The 20,463-nt window shown below is 45.8% G+C and carries 13 protein-coding genes; 5 read left to right on the top strand and 8 right to left on the bottom strand.

Translation table 11 applies throughout. The annotated features are described in order from the left end of the window. Positions 1–47 precede the first annotated feature (47 nt). The 6 genes from FRZ54_RS23485 to FRZ54_RS23460 form a co-directional block, all read right to left on the bottom strand. Positions 48–2,429: an ABC transporter permease gene (locus FRZ54_RS23485; protein WP_147034233.1), complete on the bottom strand. Its 2,382-nt coding sequence runs from the start codon at positions 2,427–2,429 to the stop codon at positions 48–50. A gap of 115 nt (positions 2,430–2,544) precedes the next feature. Next, on the bottom strand, positions 2,545–4,959 hold the full coding sequence (locus FRZ54_RS23480; protein WP_147034232.1) for an ABC transporter permease: 2,415 nt from the start codon (positions 4,957–4,959) through the stop codon (positions 2,545–2,547). Positions 4,960–5,017: 58 nt separating this feature from the next. Further along, positions 5,018–7,459 carry an ABC transporter permease gene (locus tag FRZ54_RS23475; RefSeq protein ID WP_147034231.1) on the bottom strand — a complete coding sequence of 814 codons (2,442 nt, stop codon included), beginning with the start codon at positions 7,457–7,459 and terminating at the stop codon, positions 5,018–5,020. Between the two features lie 76 nt (positions 7,460–7,535). Further along, positions 7,536–9,983, bottom strand: a complete 2,448-nt coding sequence (locus FRZ54_RS23470; protein WP_147034230.1) for an ABC transporter permease — start codon at positions 9,981–9,983, stop codon at positions 7,536–7,538. 76 nt (positions 9,984–10,059) lie between these two features. Then, positions 10,060–12,465: an ABC transporter permease gene (locus tag FRZ54_RS23465; protein ID WP_147034229.1), complete on the bottom strand. Its 2,406-nt coding sequence runs from the start codon at positions 12,463–12,465 to the stop codon at positions 10,060–10,062. A 268-nt stretch (positions 12,466–12,733) separates the two neighbouring features. Continuing rightward, on the bottom strand, positions 12,734–13,885 hold the full coding sequence (locus tag FRZ54_RS23460; protein ID WP_147034228.1) for an amidohydrolase family protein: 1,152 nt from the start codon (positions 13,883–13,885) through the stop codon (positions 12,734–12,736). A gap of 233 nt (positions 13,886–14,118) precedes the next feature. Between FRZ54_RS23460 and FRZ54_RS23455 the strand changes: the two genes are divergently transcribed. The 3 genes from FRZ54_RS23455 to FRZ54_RS23445 all read left to right on the top strand — a co-directional run bounded on the left by FRZ54_RS23455 (position 14,119) and on the right by FRZ54_RS23445 (position 17,315). Further along, entirely contained in the window at positions 14,119–15,255 is a 1,137-nt protein-coding gene (locus tag FRZ54_RS23455) for a nuclear transport factor 2 family protein (RefSeq protein WP_147034227.1), read from the top strand. Between the two features lie 46 nt (positions 15,256–15,301). Next, a complete protein-coding gene (locus FRZ54_RS23450) occupies positions 15,302–16,279 on the top strand; it encodes a GlxA family transcriptional regulator (RefSeq protein ID WP_147034226.1) in 978 nt (325 codons plus the stop codon). Positions 16,280–16,367: 88 nt separating this feature from the next. After that, a complete protein-coding gene (locus tag FRZ54_RS23445; RefSeq protein ID WP_147034225.1) occupies positions 16,368–17,315 on the top strand; it encodes a glycosyl hydrolase family 18 protein in 948 nt (315 codons plus the stop codon). A 1-nt stretch (position 17,316) separates the two neighbouring features. Here the strand turns inward: FRZ54_RS23445 and FRZ54_RS23440 are convergent, their stop codons facing one another. After that, positions 17,317–17,991, bottom strand: coding sequence for an NAD-dependent epimerase/dehydratase family protein (locus FRZ54_RS23440; RefSeq protein WP_147034224.1), 675 nt, complete (start codon positions 17,989–17,991; stop codon positions 17,317–17,319). A gap of 6 nt (positions 17,992–17,997) precedes the next feature. Beyond that, the gene (locus FRZ54_RS23435) at positions 17,998–18,441 is read right to left on the bottom strand and encodes a DUF1003 domain-containing protein (RefSeq protein ID WP_147034223.1); all 444 of its coding nucleotides are present in this window, start codon (positions 18,439–18,441) and stop codon (positions 17,998–18,000) included. A 199-nt stretch (positions 18,442–18,640) separates the two neighbouring features. Between FRZ54_RS23435 and FRZ54_RS23430 the strand changes: the two genes are divergently transcribed. Together FRZ54_RS23430 and FRZ54_RS25035 are read left to right on the top strand one after the other, a co-directional pair. After that, on the top strand, positions 18,641–19,972 hold the full coding sequence (locus tag FRZ54_RS23430) for a Gfo/Idh/MocA family protein (RefSeq protein WP_147034222.1): 1,332 nt from the start codon (positions 18,641–18,643) through the stop codon (positions 19,970–19,972). A gap of 262 nt (positions 19,973–20,234) precedes the next feature. Then, the gene (locus FRZ54_RS25035; protein WP_228462578.1) at positions 20,235–20,426 is read left to right on the top strand and encodes a hypothetical protein; all 192 of its coding nucleotides are present in this window, start codon (positions 20,235–20,237) and stop codon (positions 20,424–20,426) included. Positions 20,427–20,463 lie beyond the last annotated feature (37 nt).

Here is a 20,463-nt window from a genome sequence, read left to right as displayed (position 1 = left end):
GCGAAGCCTTTTATTTGTTAGTGCTTTAACTAACCGTTAATCACGAATCACTCACTCCGCAAACTTTTCACCGGGTTGGCCAAAGCTGCTTTGATGCTCTGGTAGCTTATGGTAAGCAATGTTATCGCCATCGCACCTACCGCAGTCACTCCAAATATCCACCAGTCTATACCTGAATGATAGCGGTAATTTTTCAGCCAGTTTTGCATAAAATAATAAGCTATCGGTGATGCTATAACCAGCGAGATAGCTACCAGCATTACGAAATCCTTCGACAGCAGGCTCCACAGGTTGAGTATGGATGCCCCCAAAACCTTGCGGACGCCAATTTCTTTAACGCGCTGCTCGGCCATGAAAGAGGCCATCCCGAACAAACCGAGGCAGCTGATAAATATTGCCAGGCCAGCAAATGAACTAGCCAGTTTGCCTATGCGTTCTTCGTTACCAAACTTTTTTGCGTATTCTGCGTCGGCGAACTGGTAATCGAAGGGCTGAGCAGGATTATAAGCTTTAAATACTTTTTCAATTTTGCCAAGGGCCTCATGGGTACCTGCATGCGGGTTGATCCGGACCATAACAAAATCGCCGCTGCCTTTTAGCATGTGGTAAAGTGTCGGCCTAACGGGTTCGTACGGCGATTCGGACACCATATCCCTTATCACACCTATTACATGATAGGGCACGCCGTCCCATTTAATTGTTTCGCCCACCGGGTGTTTAAGCCCCATGAATTTTGCAGCGGTTTCATTGATCACGAATGCTAACGAATCGGTAAGATAGTCTGCCGACAAATCGCGGCCGGCTATAAATTGCCAGCCTACAGTTTTACCATAACCGGGCGAAACATCAATATTGGGAAATTCGACAGCAAGGGCCGGGTCTTTGCCCTTCCAGTCAAAGCCGCTGTTGGTGGAATAGTCGCCTGTAGTTGGACTGGTGGATTCGGCTATTTCGGCTACCGCCCCGCTTTTTACAAGTTCATTCTTCACAATATCGAATTTATTATGGATGTCGCCGGTTGCCATTGGAATAGCTATGAGCCCATTGCGGCTGTAGCCTACCGGCCGATCCTTGGCAAATTGTATTTGCCTGAAAACGACAATGGTACCGATAATAAGCACAACAGAAACGGTGAATTGCATCACCACCAATACCTTGCGCGGTATTGCTGCCAATGGACCAACTTTGAATGTACCCTTTAATACTTTGACTGGTTTGAATGACGACAAATACAACGCCGGGTAGCTGCCCGATATAAGCCCGGTTATCAGGCTAAAACCGATACCGAGCCCCCAAAACAGTGGGTTGCCCCATAAAATGGACATTTTTTTACCGGCTATGTCATTGAAAAATGGTAAGGCCAGCTGCACGAGAATGATAGCCAGTATAAACGCAAAAAGTGTCGCCAAAATGGATTCACTAAGGAACTGGTAAATGAGCTGGGGGCGCAACGAGCCCACAGCCTTGCGGATACCAACTTCCTTTGCCCGTTTTTCGGACCGGGCGGTGCTTAAGTTCATAAAATTGATACAGGCCAGTAGCAACACAAAACCCCCGATTATACCGAACAGCCAAACATACTGAATGCGGCCGCCGGCATGGACACCATTTTTGAACTCGGCATATAGATGCCAGTTTTTCATCGGGTCAAGAAAAACCTCATTCTTTTGCTTCAACTCGATCTTGTTCACCTTGTCGTGTTTGATATCCCTGATCTTTGCGGAAACTTTATTTACGTCGGCGTTATCAGCCGTTTGAACATAGGCCAGGTAACAATTGCAGCGCCAGGTATCTGCTTGTTTTGTAAGCTCATCTGTGTTTGAATACAACTGCCATGGTGAAATAAAATTAACACCGGCAAACGAGGAATTGTCCGGGAAATCTTCATAAATTCCCGTCACTTTTACAATTTGCCTGTTGTCAATTTTCATGACCTGATCCATCGGGTCTGCATTCCCGAAATAGGCTTTAGCAGCAGATGCTGAAAGTATAACAGAAGACTGATCGTTCAACGCAGCCCGCGTTCCCTGCAACATTTTTACCGAGAACATGTCAAGTGCCTCCGGTTCGAGATAAGTACCTGTTTCGGTGAGTTTCTTATCACCAAATGCCAGTATATGGCCAAACGGAAACCGGGCCATGGTGACATGTTTAAAATTGCTGCCAAAATCTTTGCGAAGCGCATCGCCCATGGGCCATGGCACGGAGTTGCCGGTGCCAACTTCACCATTCATGGTGTTATTTTGCAGCACCTGCGCAATGTGGTCGTAATTTTTAAAGTTCTTGTTGAACGATAATTCGTCCCATATCCACAAGCCGATCAATATCACTACCGCCATGCCCACAGCCAGGCCGCCAATATTGATGGCTGATGAGGCTTTGTTTTTGATGAGGTTGCGCCAGGCAACTTTTAGGTAATTCCGTATCATAACGTTTAGTTCAATGGTTCATTTGTTCAACAGTTCATTGGTCTTTTGTCTCACCCCTATCCGGGATATTTTAGTTACGTTTTATTCAACTAATCACCAGTTACCTAATCACTGATCACTCGCTCCGCAAACTCTTCACCGGGTTGGCCAACGCGGCTTTTATGCTTTGGTAGCTTACGGTTGCCAGCGTTATGATGATAGCTCCCGTGCCGGTAAGGGCAAATATCCACCAGGATATATTGGTTCGGTATTGATAATGCTGCAGCCAGTTGTTCATGAAATAATAAGCAATAGGCGAGGCGATGATCTGAGATATAATAACCAGCAGTACAAAATCCTTCGATAGCATTCCCCATAGATTCATCACCGATGCGCCCAGTACTTTGCGCACACCTATTTCCTTAACCCGCTGCTCGGCTATAAAGGAGGCCAAACCAAACAAACCAAGGCATGAAATGAAAATGGCAAGCCCGCCAAAAACCGCGGCGAGGCTGCCTACTTTTTCCTCGGCGGCAAATTTAGCAGCGTATTCCTGGTCGACGAACTTGTATTCGAACGGCGCCGAAGGGATTACCTTCCTGAAAACGGCTGCTATTTTTGGCAAGGCCACGGTGGTGCTTACATTGGGATTTATTTTGACATTAATCTGGTTAGTACCTATGTGGCCTTTGATCATAAAAACAGTGGGGATTGCGGGCATATAGGGCGATTCCATTACCATATCCTTAACCACGCCGATTATTTTATAATATTTTAACGGTTGATCCTGGAACTTCCAACTTATATCTTCGCCCACCGGGTTTGTCAGCCCCATATACCTGGCAGCCGATTCATTAATCACCATGCCTGATGAGTCGGTAAGGAATTTCCTTGAAAAATCGCGACCCTGCACAAATTGCCAGCCAACTGTTTTGCCGTATTCAAAGGTTACGGGCAGCGTGCCAAACTGGTCCTGCAGGTTTGGGTCCTTGCCGCGCCAGGTAAAACCACCATTGCCCGATGCTATTTCGGTAACTTTTCCGCACGATTCGGACATTTCGGAAACAACGCCGGTATTTTTTAACTCTGACCGAAGCAGATCGTACTTACCATCAAAATCACCTGATTTTTTTTCGATCATGATCAGGCCTTCACGGGTATAGCCAACCGGGCGGGCTTTGGCTACCTGCACCTGGCGGTAAATAATGATAGTACTGACGATGAGCGCTACAGATACGGTAAATTGCGTTACAACCAATACCTTACGCGGTATCGAAGCGAACCGGCCAACCCGGAAAGTTCCCTTCAATACTTTTACCGGATTGAACGAAGATAGGTACAGCGCAGGATAACTTCCGGCTACCAGACTCGTGATGCAAATAAATACGACGCTCAACAGCCAGAAATAAGGGCTTGCATAAGGCGTTTTAACCAACTTGCCCGACAGGTCATTAAACCACGGCAGTGACAGCGCAACTAAAAACATTGACAACATGAACGACAACAGGACAATCAAAAATGATTCACAATAAAACTGCCCAATCAATTGGCGGCGTACCGATCCCACTGCTTTGCGAATACCTATCTCTTTTGCACGTTTTTCGGACCGGGCCGTGCTCAGGTTCATAAAATTGATGCAGGCCAGCAATAACACAAAACCTCCGATGATACTTACCAGCCACAGCATCTGGAGCGGTCCGGTGTCTGCCTGGCCTCGCTTGTAATTGTGCAGGTGCCAGTCGCTCATGGGCAGCAGGAAAACCTGTGGGTTTTGTTTAGCCTGCTCCTTCAGATTGCCCAGGTTTTTCAGTTCAGCGTCTTTAATATTGTGCGATACCGTTGCAAAATCTGTATTCGGATTAATTTCTACATAAATTTTCAGGAAGTGGTTCTGCCAGTCGGTCATAGCACGCTCTTTTATCCAGGGATTATCAATGATCCATAAGGCTGTAGTTGACAGAAATTTGAGGTCTTTAAACTGGCAATTCAGTGGCAGATCCTCATACACACCGGTAACTTTAACGGTAAGCTTATTATTGATCTTCATTACCTGGTTTACCGGGTCGGCATCGCCAAAAAATGCTTTGGCGGTCGACTCAGACAGCATGATAGAATACGGATCTTTCAGCCCTAACCTGGAACCATGTATCATTTTCAGCGTCAACATTTCGGGCGCATCGGCGTCCATGTATAAACCTGTTCTTGAAAGTTTTTTGTCACCTGCCGAAAGTATATTATCGACATCCCAGGAAGCCGTTACAACGTGCTTGAAATTCTCTTTGTAATTGGTCTTCAACTCGGTCACCATCGGGAACTGGAGCGAGTTGTTAATGCCCGTCTCTTTGGTGCGCATATCAATAAGCCGCGTTCTGACCTGTGCAATATGGTCGTAGTTTTGATGGTATTTATTGAATGACAATTCGTCCCAAACCCAAAGGCCAATAAGTGTTACTACCGCCATACCCACAGCAAGGCCGCCAATATTGATGGCTGATGAGGCTTTGTTTTTGATGAGGTTGCGCCAGGCAACTTTTAGGTAATTCTTTATCATAACGTTTAGTCTTTTATTTACGTTTTATTCAACTAATCACCAGTTAACTGGTCAATAATCACTCACTCCTCAAACTCTTCACAGGGTTGGCAAATGCGGCTTTTATGGCCTGGAAACTGATGGTGCTCAGGGCTATCAAAAATGCTATCAGTCCGGCAATGCCAAATACCCACCAGCTGATATCAATACGGTAAGCGAAATCCTGCAGCCAATGGTGCATCACCAACCACGATACCGGCGCGGCGATAACAAAAGATATGATAACCAGCAGCAGGAAATCCTTAGAAAGAATGAATACCACATTTTGGGTGGACGCACCCAGTACCTTCCGGATGCCTACTTCCTTGGTGCGTTGTAAAATGTTATAAGCGGATAACCCAACCAGGCCAAAACAGGCTATCAGGATGGCCAGGAATGCAAACAGGGTAAACATTTGCCCGAAACGCTGATCGCTTTGATATTGGGTATTAAAATCGTCGTCGAGGAAATAGTAGTTAAACGGATCGTTAGGAAAATACCGGCTCCATAATGCCCTTATGTTGGCTATGGTGCCCTGCAGATTGGTAGTTTGCAGTTTAAGCGAGTAAGCGTGGCTTGCATTTAAACGCAGCGTTATCAATTGCGGGTCGATAGGCTTTTGCAGGCCCAGGTGATGAAAGCTTTGCACAACACCTATAATGGTCAGCGTATCGCCCGATGCAATTTTTTTGCCGATGGCATCCTTCGCATCTTTAAACCCCATTTGAGCCAGCGCGCGGTCGTTTAGTATGGCGGCATGCTCGTCAGTTTTAAAATTCTTTGAAAAATTGCGACCTGCCAGAAGTTTTAGTTGAAACTGAGGGATAAAGTCATAATCGACACCAAGCCGGTAAACTGTAGAGGCCCCCAGGTCGGGATGCTCAAGACTTTTGTAGCCGTTAGTCCAGTATATTTCCTTGCCCATCACGCTGGTGGATATGGTCATGCCTTTAACGCCCGAGTTTTTAAGTACTTCGTTTTTAAAGGGCCGCAGTGTGTTCCAATAAATCGAGTCGGCTACGGTTTGTGCTCCGTCAAGCACCAGGGTCTGGTTGATATTGACGCCAAGTTTTTGGTTGCGCATAAAATTTACCTGCTGGTATACAATGATGGTTCCTGCGATAAGCACCACGGATATGCCAAACTGAGCGATGATCAATGCTTTGCGCAGCACTAACCCGCCCGATGTGTTTTTGAAGGCCCCTTTTAAAACCGCAACAGGCTTGTAATCTGAAAGCACGAAAGCCGGGTACAGGCCTGAAAGTAAAGTACCTGCGATAAAGATGCCGGAAAAGATAAGCCAGTATTTGGCCGACATAGAGAAACCGGTTGCGACGTCCTTGCCCATCAGCGTGTTAAACCAGGGGGTTAATACTGCAACGGCAATACCGGCAATTATGATGGAAATAATGTTTAACAGCGCATTTTCAAGCATAAACTGCTTTACCAGGGTTGCTTTTGCAGCGCCCAGCACTTTCCGTACGCCAACCTCTTTGGCACGTTCGACAGAACGGGCGGTAGACAGGTTGATATAATTTATCCACGCAATAGCCATGATGATAAATCCGATAAGGAACATGAAATTAACCGCGCTGCCACTGCCGTTCACTTCTGCTTCCTGGTTGTAGTTAGAGTTGAGATAAATATCGCTCAGCGGAATGATGTATAACTGGTCGGTGATATTGTTGACTTTGCGATTTTGCAGGCTATTGATGTATTTATTGGCAAAAACCGGCATTTTGGCCTGGAATGTTCCCAGATCGGTACCGGGTTTTAGCTGGATGTAGGTGTAGAAATCATACCAGCCTATCCTGGTATTGGCAGGGTCATCTTTTTGGCCGCCCCTTATGAAGATCTGCCTGAAAGTTTCATACGATACCAGGTAATCGATGATCAGGTGCGAGTTTTTTGGATAATCCTTAAATACTCCTGTTATCTGCAAAGTCTGAACAGGATTTTGATTACGGGCGATGAGTGTTTTACCAATAACGTCATCGGTACCGAAATACTTTTTGGCCATGCTTTCCGAAATGATCATTTTGCCGGGAGCATTTAAAACGGCTGCGTGGTTGCCACTTAACAACTGTACACCCAGCATATCTACAGATGATGGATCAGCATAATAACCCTTCTTTTCAGAGAATTTTATATTTTTTGCATCATTGCTAAGCAAAAGCTCATCATCTATCAGCCTGCAATAATTCTCCACCTCGGGATAATCTTTTTTCATCAGCGGACCAAAGGCAGGGTAGGAGGTAGCCGATTGCCACAATAACTTCCCCTGCTTATATTGATCGAGCCGTATCCTGACTATTCGCGACGCGTTCTTTTGGAAAGTATCATAGCTTCTTTCATAGGATACATATTGGAATATAAGCAAACAGCACGCGATGCCAATAGTCAGGCCCAGGATGTTAAGCGCGGTGTAACCCTTCCTTTTCGTAAGGTTACGCAGGCTGATGGTGAGAAAATTCTTTATCATGGCTTTGGTTCAATGGTTCATTTGTTCACTTGTTCATTGGTGATTTGCATACCGCCAACTTAAAACTGCAAATTGCCTACTCTGATTTAAGGCTCTTCACCGGGTTCATCAGCGCCGCTTTTATGGATTGAAAGCTCACTGTGATCAATGAGATCAGTATGGCTGCCACACCCGCTGCTGCGAAAATCAAGTACCAGTTGATAGGAGCCTTGTAAGCAAAATCCTGTAAAAACCACCTGCTTAAACCCCATGCGGCAATAGGCGAAGCAATGACAATGGCTATGATCACCAGCTTTACAAAATCAATAGAGAGCATGGCTGTTATACCCTGTACGCTTGCACCAAGCACCTTGCGTATGCCTATCTCCTTGCTGCGCTGCTCGGCCATAAAGGCTGAAAGCGCAAATAGACCAAGGCAGGCTATGATGATGGCCAAAACGGCAAAACTGGTGAATATACTGCCCGTACGCTGCACATCGGCATACATATTGGCAAACTGCTCGTCGAGGAATGTGTATCGCATGGGCTGATCGGGCGAATATTTTTTCCAAAGTGCCGATACATTGGCTATGGTGGTTTTCATATCCGTGCCGCTTACCTTCACTGATACAATGGAAGTGCTTAAACCAAAATGCAGTACTATCGGCTCGATATTGCCACGCATGGATTCAAAATTAAAATCATGTACCACACCAACTATCGGATATACGCCATAGCCGTTGGTGATACGTTTCCCAACCGGGTCCTTAAGGTTAAGCTTATTGGCCATGGTTTGATTGATGATAACCGCGTTAACGGTGTCGGTAGCCATTTGGTAGGAAAAATTGCGGCCTGCAATAAGTTTTATTCCCAGTGTTTTAAGGTAGGTATCGTCAATTTGCCAAAATTGGCCGCTTACACCCGCATCCAGTTTCGAACGCCCTTCATTATAAAAAGTATTGCCATTACGCTTTGTGCCCTCTACCGGAAGGTAGTCGCTTATCGAAGCATTTTTTACCGATGAAAACTTTAACAGGTCCGTCTTAAAGTTTTTCACGGCCCTGTCGCCAAGCGTATTGGTACCCTGCACAATCATCACCTGGTCCTTATCGAACCCTACTTGTTTATTGAGGATATAATGGGTTTGCTTGTAGATAACTATGGTGCTGATAATGAGAATAATAGAAGCGGTAAACTGGAATACCACCAGCGAGTTGCGAAGAATAGAACTTTTGCTGCCACCGCTGATGGAACCTTTGAGTACCTGTATAGGTGTAAAGCCCGACAGGTAGAAAGCAGGATATAAGCCGGCGACGATCCCGACGATAGTTGCAGCGCCCAGCATTACCGGGATAAACCACCAATCGTTCCAGGGCATTGTAAGCGATTTGGAAGCCAGTGTATTGAAATACGGCAATAACAACCAGGCAATGGTAATGCCCAACAGGAATGAAATAATACTGTAAATGAATGATTCGGTAAGGAATTGATTGATGAGGCCGCTGCGGTATGAACCGACAACTTTACGCAACCCCACTTCTTTGGCACGGTTGGCCGACTTTGCCGTTGAAAGGTTGACGAAATTGATACAGGCTATCACCAGTATAAAACCGGCGATGGCCCCAAACAACCATACAAAACGGATATCGCCGTGCGGTGTATCATCATAAATATCGTACGACTTTAAATTGATGTCTTTAATATTTTGCAGGTGAAGGCTGAATTTTGCGGCTTCTTTTTCGGCATCTTTCATACCTGAGCCAACCATGGCCGGCAGAAAATAATTTTTGATGAGATCGGCGGTGAACTTTTTCTCGAATTGAGCGACATTGGTTCCCGGGCGCAGCAGGATGTAATCAGGGTAATTGCTGGCGTTCCAGTTGGTTTGTTCGCCCTGGTAAAATTCGACACCCTTTAATGTCAGCAGGAAATCGAATTTGCGCAGGTGCGAGGTTTCAGGAATATTTTCCATCACACCCCCAATGGTATACGGATGCGCTTTATCATTATTCAGGTATATAACTTTGCCCACCGGGTTTTCCCCGGGGAAGTATTTTTCAGCCTTGCGTTTCGACATAACTAAGGTGTAAGGCTCCTTCAAAGCATTTTCGCGTTTGCCGTAAACCATGGGCAGCTTTAGCATGTCCAGCATTTCCTGGTCGGCGTAGGTAAAGCCCTGTTCAAAAGTGTTCTGGGTTTTGTCGGCGCGCCTTACTTCGTTACTGCCCGCTTTATCGAATAGCGAGTTCGGCATCAATCTACCAGACAATTTCACTTCCGGAAAATCCGACTTCAGTACTTTTCCCATTGGCGCGGGCCAGTCGGTCCCTTTTTCTGTTTTGCCATCGATGTTATAATAGCCCACCACCCGGTAAATACGGTCGGCGTCGGGATACGAACGGTCGAAACTTGTCTCATTCCTGATGTATAAAGCAATCAGGATACAAGCAGCAATGCCCAGGGCGAAACCCCCGATCTTCACCGCCGCATACATTTTTTGTTTGCGCAATTGCCTTATGGCGATCTTTAAATAGTTCCTTATCATGGGTTGTACGTTTTTGTTTATTAGTTCATTAGTTCAATGGTTCATTTGTTGGTCCATGGTCTATTGACTTACTGTATCACTCCGATCGCAAACTCTTCACCGGGTTAGCGGTGGCGGCTTTTATACTTTGATAGCTTACGGTTAATAGGGTAATGACCATTGCGCCGACGGCGGTTAACCCAAATATCCACCACGACAGGTCGGCATGGTATTTATACCGTAACAGCCAGCCCGACATAAAATGATGCGCTATTGGTGTTGCAATAACCAGCGAAATGAAGACCAGCACAATAAATTCTTTTGACATCAGGCCCCACAAATTGGTAACGGATGCGCCCAAAACTTTTCTGACACCGATCTCCTTGGTGCGCTGCTCGGCCATGAACGATGCCATACCAAACAGCCCCATACAACTTATAAATATCGCAAGGAAGGTAAAGAACCCTGCAAGCTTACCGGTACGTTCCTCGTCAGCAAATTTTTTGGCGTAGGTTGTATCTGTAAACTCGTAAGTGAACGGGCTTCCCGGGTCGTATTGTTTATATATCGCTTCAATTTTACCAAGGGCCTCGCTGGTTCCCATACGTGGATTCAGCTTGACATTAGTGACACCGCCATCGCCTTTAAGCTGGCAGAAAACAGTTGGCATAACCGGGTCGTAAGGCGAGGTCATCACCATATCTTTTACCACACCTATTATCCGGTAAGTTCCGTCTCCCCACTTAATGTTTTGGCCAACTGGGTCCTTCATGCTCATGAATTTTACTGCTGATTCATTTACCACAAGCCCCAGCGAGTCGCTTATAAACTCTTTTGAAAAATCGCGGCCCTGTTTGATCTGCCAGCCAATGGTTTTGCCGAAATCGGGACTGACACGTACAACCCCAAAGTCGGGCTGTAAACCGGGCGCCATGCCCTGCCAGGAGAAACCACTTTGATCGGACCAGATGCTGGTGATAGGGCTGCCTGATTCTGCTATGGAGGATATTGCCCCGGATTTCATCAGATCGTACTTTACGGCTTCGAAATGATTGTGTATATCAGGTGTTTGATGATACACTTGTATCATACCTTCCCGGCTGTAACCAACAGGACGATTTTTGGTGTATTGCACTTGTGTGAAAACCACTACAGTACCAATAATTAAAGTAGCCGAAACAGTGAATTGCAGTACAACCAATATCTTACGGGGTAAGGCTGCCAGGCGCCCTGCACGGAAAGTTCCCTTCAAAACTTTTACGGGCTCAAAGGACGACAGGTAGAAAGCCGGATAGCTGCCTGCGATAACACCGGTGAGTATGGTAAAGATGATACCGATGGCCCAGAACAACGGGCTCGACCAGAGTATTGACATTTGTTTATCGGAAACCTGGTTGAACCATGAAAGCGACAGCTGTACCAATATTATAGAAAATGCGAAAGCGAAAACCGATACTAATAGTGATTCGCTGAAAAATTGGGTGATCAGCTGCTGGCGCAACGAGCCCAGCGTTTTACGGATACCAACTTCCTTCGCGCGCTTTTCAGACCGGGCAGTGCTAAGGTTCATGAAATTGATGCAGGCCAAAAGCAATACAAATGTGCCGATGATACCGAACATCCACACAAATTCGATATTGCCACCCACGATCACCCCGTTTTTGAATTCGGAATAGAGGTGCCATTTGCTCATGGGGTGTAAAAACAATGAGGGCTTAAAACTTAGACCCAGCTTATCCTTTGCTATGGTCATCGCATTGAATTTCAAGTTTTTGATACGGGCCGAAACCTGGTCGATATTGGAGTTGGGGTTTAGTTGGGCAAATATTTGCCACGAATTATTGCCCCATTCATTCATGTTTCCCTTTAGCCATGCATTGGTACTTACATACAGGTCCCATGGAAGGATGAAGGCCATGTCAGTAAATGAATTATTGCGCGGCAGGTCTTCATACACGCCGGTAACTTTTACAAGATCGCGGTTGTCTACTTTGATCATCTGGTTCATCGGATCGGCGTCGCCAAAAAGCGCCCTGGCCAGTTTTGCCGACAGGATGATGGACGAAGGATCTTTTAGCCCGCCGCGTGTGCCCCTTAGCATTTTCAGGGCGAACATATCGGGTGCTTCGGCCTGCATATAGTTGCCGTCCTGGTTTAGTTTCTTGTCTTTATAAGCAAGGATGTGACGTTGCGTCCAGGTCGACATGACAACGTACTTAAAATCCTTATCAGGGCCGGTATAGTCTCCGCGCAGTTTGGGACCCAAAGGCAAGGGTATTGAGTTTTGTGTGCCTCGCTCACCATTAAAGGTTTGATGCTGCATTACCTGTACAAGCCGGTCATAATGCTGAAAATATTTATCGTAGGACAATTCGTCCCATATCCAAAGACCGATCAATATTGCCACGGCCATACCAACCGACAGGCCGGTAACATTAATAAAAGTGTGCGCCTTATTCTTTAAAAGGTTTCTCCAGGCGATCTTTAAATAGTTTTTTATCATGATGTTTAGTTCATTTGTTCAATAGCTCATTGGTTCATTGGTGGCATAACTACAGATCAAGCACTTTTAGCTATCATAAAGCAACTAATCACCGGCTAACCGGTCACGAGTCAATTATTATTAAGAAGAAGATAGATTTTATGGCACAACAATATCATGCCGATATTTCAATGTATTGATATACAGCGATTTGATTTGATCTACGAAGAGGCGGCATTGTTCGTATCCGAACGAAAAGTGTACGGTTTTGTTACAGTGACGCCCGTGGCTATTGCGGAAACAATGACCTGTCTATCTGGGGGAATAGTTTGAGTGCATTTTTGTAGTAAACTTTTTTCAGGACATCGTCCGGCAATCCCAGGCCGTACATGTTCCAAAAGGCATGGTATCTCCGTAACGGCGGGAAGTATTCATCATCGGTTTCCAGCATCCTGAAATAAAAGCCATACTCGGGCACCGACCATGTATCTTTGCCAAACAGGATCCTGTCCTGGTATTTAATAAAGAAAGCCCGGGCGGTTTTGGGCTCGCGGCCAATCTCCTCCATCACAGCGGCAAATTCGGTATAAACATTGGGCAGGGTGTCCAGCAGGGTGCCTAATGCCTGCAGGTTATTGGCAAGCCAGCCAAAATGTGCGGCTATAAAAGTTGTATTGCGATGTTTGGCAAAAATATGGTGCTGTTCGCTCATCACCTGTTTCCAGCTTGGGTACCTTGACGACGGCCTGGCCCGGGAGGGATGCAATTTCAATTCGAGCCAACGCTCGTTATTGGCATCTGGCTTATCAAAAAATGGCGCTGGTTCGCCGGTATGGATCAGGACAGGAATGTGCAATTCGCCGCATTTCTCCCATACAGGGTCGATCCGCGGATCGTCAACGGGTATGCGTTTGCCGTTTTTATCCTTGATCTCGAGGCCGAGTTCCTTATATACCTTTAACCCGCTGGCTCCGTTTTTTACATCCTCTTCCAACTGGGCCATTGTATTTTTGGTCCAGTTCGGGTCATCGATATTGGTAAAATCTATATTGGTGAACACCAGGATGCGACCCTTCCCGTTTTTCTTCACATTGGCCATCGTGCGGTCAAAATAGTCCGGGCCGTTCACGGTGAACAGCGACGTGCCGTGGTAGTTACTGATCATTTTTCCTCCACGACCGCTCAGGTTAACCATTGCGACCATATTGAGGCCATCCATATCGTTCAGTAGTCCTTCCAGGTTTTGGTTGGGCATGTCCCATTGATGGTTGTGGACATCGATAAAAGGGTATTTGGCACGTTTTATCAAATGCTCCTTAACCACCAGCGTCGACTTTGGGTTGTAGGATTCAAAATCCATGCGGTCCTGCGCAAAACTGCCGCAGGCAAACAACACCAGGCAATACAGCAAAAAACGTTTAAACAGGTATGGGTTCAGCATCGCCTAAAATTAAAAGGCTGCCGATCAATAAAAATATGCGAAACCCATTTATTTGTTATGATGGCGTAATGGTGACAATTGCGAACTGTATCATTCCATGATTCGTTAATTCAGATATGACTGGCAACGGCATTACAACAATGTCCTTACACACAAGTCTTTTGTCACTTGCGACAAATTTAAACGATGCATAGCGAAATAGATTTGTGGTGTTAAAACGAAAGATCAAAAACATGACAAACAAAGAAATTGCAGCCCAAATAAATCTGGCTGTTCAGCAAGGCGACGTGGAATCGGCCGCAGCTTTAGTTACCGAAAATTATATTCAGCACACGCCGGCAGTTCCTGATGGCCGTGCTGGCCTTAAAGTGTTGGTTTCGAAAATAAGTAACAAAGAAATACCATCCCCGGAAATTAAAAACGTAAGGGCTTTTGAAGATGGGAATTATGTGGTACTGCACCATGATGTAAACTGGCCGGGCAGGAAAAGCATGTTTGAAATTTTCAGGTTTGAAAACGGACTGGCAGCAGAACATTGGAGCGGGATCATGGATCACCCAACGCAAACAGTAAACGGCCATACCATGTTAGATGGGACAACCGCTGTTACCGACCGTGAACTTACCGAAGAAAACAAGGCACTTGCAAGCAATTTTGTAAAAACGGTACTTGTACAAGGCGAATTTGATAAGTTGCTGAATTTTTATGATGAAAATTTAATTCAGCATAATCCTTTGATCGATAATACCGCCGCAGGGTTGATAAGGGGGATTGGCGAAATGCAAAAACAGGGGATCACGATACAGTTCGAGAAAATATTTAAGGTTTTCGGCGAAGGTAATTTCGTGCTGGTTTGTTCGGAAGGTAAATTTATGGGAAAACCTACGGCGTTTTTTGACCTGTTTAGGTTTAAGAATGGAAAAATAGTGGAGCATTGGGATGTTATCCAGGAGATACCCGCATTGTCTGCAAATGAGAATGGTTTTTTCAAGGCGACGCTCTACAAGAGGATAGGCGGTTATGACGGAATTTGTAATTTTGTCGACCTGGCGTTCCCGCGGGTAGCCGCTCATCCGCAACTTGAAAAGTATTTTATCGGGCATGCGATGGAGAGTAAATTTCGCCAGCGCCAGCTTATTGTTGACAGGTTAAGCAGCACCTTGCAGGGCCCGACGATCTATTTAGGCAGATCGCTCAAGGATGTTCACAAGGGGTTGAATATCACAATAGAAGAATGGGAGGCATTTATGGGGGTACTTGAAAACGCAATGGATGAACGGAAAATTGAGGGACGAGATAAAGAGGACCTTGTATCAGTGTTCGAGAATGTGTTTAAGGCGGTAACGGTAGAAAGCGAAATCAGTCAATAAATAATAAAGGATTACCTGTTCTGTACAGGAAAGGGTAAAAAATCGGATGACCAGGCAAATAAAAATTGGGATCGTGGTATATAAAAGCTGCACCTCGTCGATGGTGACCGGGTTTTGGGATATTTTGACATTGGCGAATCAGCTCCATCAGCAAACTTGCGGTGCCCCGGTTTTTTGTCTGGAGCTGATTGCTGAAAAAAAAGCATCTGTTAAAAGTTTCAGCGGGTTGTCCTTTACACCACACAGCACTATCAAAACAGGTAACTTATATGATTTGATCTATATACCCGGCTTTATAGGCGATGCAGATGAAGTGATAAAAAATGAGCAGCCCATTATCCGGTGGCTAAGGGCGGTACATAGTAAAAATACCATTTTGGCGGCTGCATGTAATGGGAATTTTCTTTTGGGTGCATCGGGAGTACTTGATAAAAAGAAGGCTACGACTCACTGGAGCCTGGCAGCAGAGTTCGGTAACAAGTACAAATTAATCATTGTCCAGCCGGACCGGATGATCATTGATAATGGTAATGTTATCTCTGCAGGCGGCGTTACGGCATATTTAAATCTTAGTTTGCACATTATTCAGCGTTTTACGACTGCTGAGCTTTCGCTTACCTGTGCCAAGGTGTTCCTTGTCGATGCAGGACGCAAGGTACAGACACCGTACCAGGTATACCAGTTTTCGAAAAACCATGGCGACGAATTGATAAACAGGGTACAGGATTGGATGGAGAATAATTACAGAGAGAAAATTTCTTTAGATAAGTTAGCCGGGCTGGTAAACCTGAGCAGGAAAACATTTTTGAGGCATTTTAAAAAGGCGACCGGCGACACACCGCAACTATACCTGCAAAAACTGCGGGTAGAAACCGCTAAACGCTTACTCGAATCAAAAGATATCACCTTTAACGAGATTACCTGGGAAGTAGGGTACCAGGATGTTAGTTCGTTCCACAAAATATTTAAGCAGGAAACAGGCCTTACACCGATGAGTTACCGGGAAAAGTTTTTCATTGCCTGAAAAATCGCCGCAACAAAGCGGTTGTAGTTGGGTTAGCCGAATGATGCTAAAAGATCGTTACTTTTAGCATCAGCTTATTTAATCAACTATGAGAAAATTCCTCCTGCTTTGGCTCATCGCTTCTGCCTGTCTTTCTGTAAATGCCCAGCAAAAGTTCAGGGTGATAGGTTATTTGCGGACGAACAATATCCTGGAGGGGCAAGCCGGGCAGGTAGATTACGGCAAAGTGACGCATATCAATATTGCTTTTATCAACCCGGACTCGGCAGGGAATTTTACGTCAATGCCGGGACTGAAGGCTTTCGCCGATAAAATGCATGGGCTGCATATCAAAGTGCTGGCTTCTATAGGCGGCGGTTTGGCGCCTGCATATTATACGTCATTACTGGCAGAAGGCAACCGCCAGGCACTTGTGCAGAAATTGGCTCAACTGTCGGAATCCTATAACCTGGATGGCATTGATGTAGACCTGGAAGGCGAGCGGGTGGATGCCAATTATGAAAGCTTTATCACCATGCTATCAGCCGCGCTTAAGCCGAAAGGCAAATTGTTAACGGCCGCTGTGGCCACGGTTTATAAAGACAGGTATACCGACAAAGTGCTGTCCCTTTTTGATTTTATCAATATTATGTCGTACGATAAAACCGGACCGTGGCGGCCTGAGAAGCCGGGGCCGCATGCACCTTACGAAATGGCGGTAGAGGATATGAATTACTGGGCAGGCGAAAAAGGCATTGCAAAAGATAAACTCAATTTGGGCATTCCGTTTTATGGGTATGGCTTTGGGCCGGGAGCGCCATCGGATATGTCGTTCAGGAAGATCGTCAGCACTTACAGCGGCGCCGAAAACAAAGATGAATGGACCTTGCCCGAAGGCGGCACTATTTATTACAACGGTATACCGACCATCAAAAACAAAACCACGCTTGCACTGGAAAGGGCAGGCGGCATTATGATATGGCAGTTACTGGGCGACGCGCAGGGTAAATATTCACTATTGAACGCTGTTGATGAGGTAGTACACCAAAAGAAGTAGGCTACCGTTTGGCCAGCGATTTAATATCAGGCACTTCCAGTATTTGTTTTTCATAACCGTATACCGAGGCATTGATCATTGCCAGGCCAAGTTGGGCCAGTGTGCTAACCCGGTTTGAAAAAACCAGTTTCAATACCGGGTACAGCCAGGTAATGTATTTATAATATTTGTTGGTATTGCGCAGGCCCGGCGTAGGGTGCATGTATCCCGGCCGAAAATTGTAAACCTGTTTGAAAGGTAGTTTGGCCAGGTCGTTCTCGGTTTTTCCTTTTACCCTTGCCCACATGCTGCCTCCTTTTTCGGTACTGTCCGTACTGGCACCCGAGATGTATTCAAAAGTCATATCCGGGTTAAGGTGTGCCAAAGTTTCGGCAAAATTCAGCGTGAGGGTATAAGTTAGCTTATAATACTCCGGTTCTTTCATGCCGACAGAAGATACCCCCAGGCAAAAATAACAGGCATCGTATCCCTTTAGCTGATCTTCGATAGCAGTAAGATCGAAGAAATTGGCATGAACGATCTCTTTCAGCTTTGGGTGCGTCATGCCAAAAGGTTTCCGGTTCACAATAAGTACTTCGCCTATCATTGGGTGCTGCAGGCATTCATGCACCACGCCTTCGCCAACCATGCCTGTGGCCCCTGTGACTATCACCTTTAGCTTATTGTTTGAAGTCATGCCTGCTTATTTTGCTTTTATATCCTGCAACAGTTCAAGTATCTTATCCAGTTTATCAACCTCGATAGCGTTCAATCGTTTTTGTAATTCTTCAATTTCTTCTTTGGCTTCGCAATTTGTTCTGTAATCCGCATCGGCCTGCGCCCGGTCGCGGTCGTTTTGGCGGTTTTGCGCCATCATTATGATAGGGGCGGCATACGCAGCCTGGGTTGAAAAGACCAAATTTAACAAGATGAAAGGATATAAGTCCCAATGGTATTTCCATGCGATTGTGTTTAAGATCATCCATATCGCTACAATGATAGTTTGCCAAATGATAAACCGCCACGAGCCCATACCCGTTGCAACGGAATCAGCCAGGCGCTGCCCAAAGGTCATTGATTCCTCGTGCTGCTGGTGCCAGGTCTTGTGATTTAGCGCCCTTTGCAACCAGTTTTTTTGTTCTGCCATAAAAGTTTAAGTTTTAATTGTTAAGCGATTAAATATAGGCAAATAGTGAGGCATAAAACAGCCCGGAGAATTTCTAATCCCTTTTTAATCCGGTTGTAAACTCTCCTATTCTTTGAACCTGATTATGTCCTCATATTTTTTGGTAATTGTAGTTTCGACAATTAAAATTTTTATATTTATCGGAACCAATTAAACTTTTATGAGCTCCCGCAGAGATTTTTTGCAGAAGTCCGCCCTGCTTACCGGCGGCACCGTACTGGCATCGGCCCTTGATAACCATGCTTTCGCTATTTTCAAAAACAGGATCATGCCGTCCGATCAGCTGAATATCGGCGCCATCGGCATTAATGGGATGGGTTGGGCCGATACAACCTCGGCCTTAAAAATCCCCGGTGTAAACCTGGTGGCGATATGCGATGTGGATAAAAACGTTATGGATGCCCGTATGAAGGACCTGGTGAAGATGAACTATGATACATCGAAAGTTAGGCGCTATGATGACTATCGTACCTTGCTGGATCAAAAGGACATCGACGCTGTGATCATCGGTACGCCGGACCACTGGCACGCCATGATCATGATGCATGCCTGCGAGGCGGGGAAAGATGTTTATGTGGAAAAGCCCGTGGGCAATTCCATCGGCGAATGCCGGGCCATGGTGGCTGCGCAGGAACGGTACAATAAAGTAGTACAGGCGGGGCAATGGCAGCGCAGCCAGCAGCATTTTAAGGATGCTGTCGACTTTGTGCAGAGCGGGCAATTGGGGAACATCCGTACCGTAAAAGTTTGGTGTTACCAGGGATGGATGAGGCCGGCGCCGGTAGTTGCGGATAGCGCGCCACCCGCTGGCGTCAACTACGCAGCATGGCTGGGCCCTGCTAAGACGGTACCATTTAATTCAAGCCGTTTCCACTTTAATTTTCGCTGGTTCTGGGACTATGCCGGTGGTTTAATGACCGATTGGGGTGTACACCTGCTGGATTATGGATTGCTGGGGATGAAATCGCCGGTGCCAAAATCTGTTTCAGCTTTAGGCGGTAGGTTCGCTTATCCCGATCTTTACGAAGAGACGCCCGACACCCTGACCACTTTGTACGAGTTTGATGGTTTTAACATGGTTTGGGATTCGGCCATGGGTATTGACAACGGATCGTACAACCGCGATCATGGTATCGCCTATATCGGTAACAACGGCACGCTGATTTTAAACCGCGGCGGGTGGGAAGTGATAGAAGAAAGGCAAAGCAAAAGTAAAGTGAGCAAGCCGTTTGTGGCGCAGTCGGACAACGGGCTGGATAAGCATTGGGAGAATTTTGTCAGCGTGGTAAAATCGCGCAAACTGGAAGACTTGCATTGCCCGATACAGGCGGGCGCGCATGTGGCTACCGTGGCGCAGATGGGCAACATAGCTTACCGCAGTGGTAAAAAGCTGGAGTGGAACGACGCCGAACACCAGTTTACCGACCATGCAATAAACAAGCAATATATGATGAAAGAGTACCACAATGGCTATAAACTGCCAAAAGTTTAAGGATAGCGGGCTTTTATTCGTGCTGTTTTTTTGTAAAAATGATAATAAGAATGCCGGTTTGTTGGTGTTTTTTATTGAAGTCGATTTTTAGACGCCCCTTATTTGTAATTCTTCAAAAACGTTAGCCGTTTCAAATAGTAGTGTTTATATTTGAATATAGATTAGCTGCCCTTTGCTAACAGTTATAAACCAACCAATACTTTAAGATCAGGAAAATATTTGGTGCGGGCTTCGGCCCCATTCCTGGTTATTGTTTAAAATTATGCTTGCTGCGATACCTGAATCGGCTTTGTTATTGGCGGTTATCATTATACCGCTTGCCGGCTTGTTGAAAAGAAGGAAGCCGAAGGAGAAAAGTATCGATACCGATATTTCCAACGCCCGGTACGCGGTCAATGAATATGGAAAATTGGTTGAGATAAATCGTGACGAATTATCGGGTCATACCCATTAAGCGGTAATAATCCCTGTTGACTATATCAAAGTCCCCT

This window comes from Mucilaginibacter ginsenosidivorans, assembly GCF_007971025.1.
Classification (GTDB): Bacteria; Bacteroidota; Bacteroidia; order Sphingobacteriales; family Sphingobacteriaceae; genus Mucilaginibacter; species Mucilaginibacter ginsenosidivorans.
The sequence above is the reverse complement of the archived record's forward strand: the minus strand, read 5'-3'. Positions and strand labels throughout refer to the sequence as shown.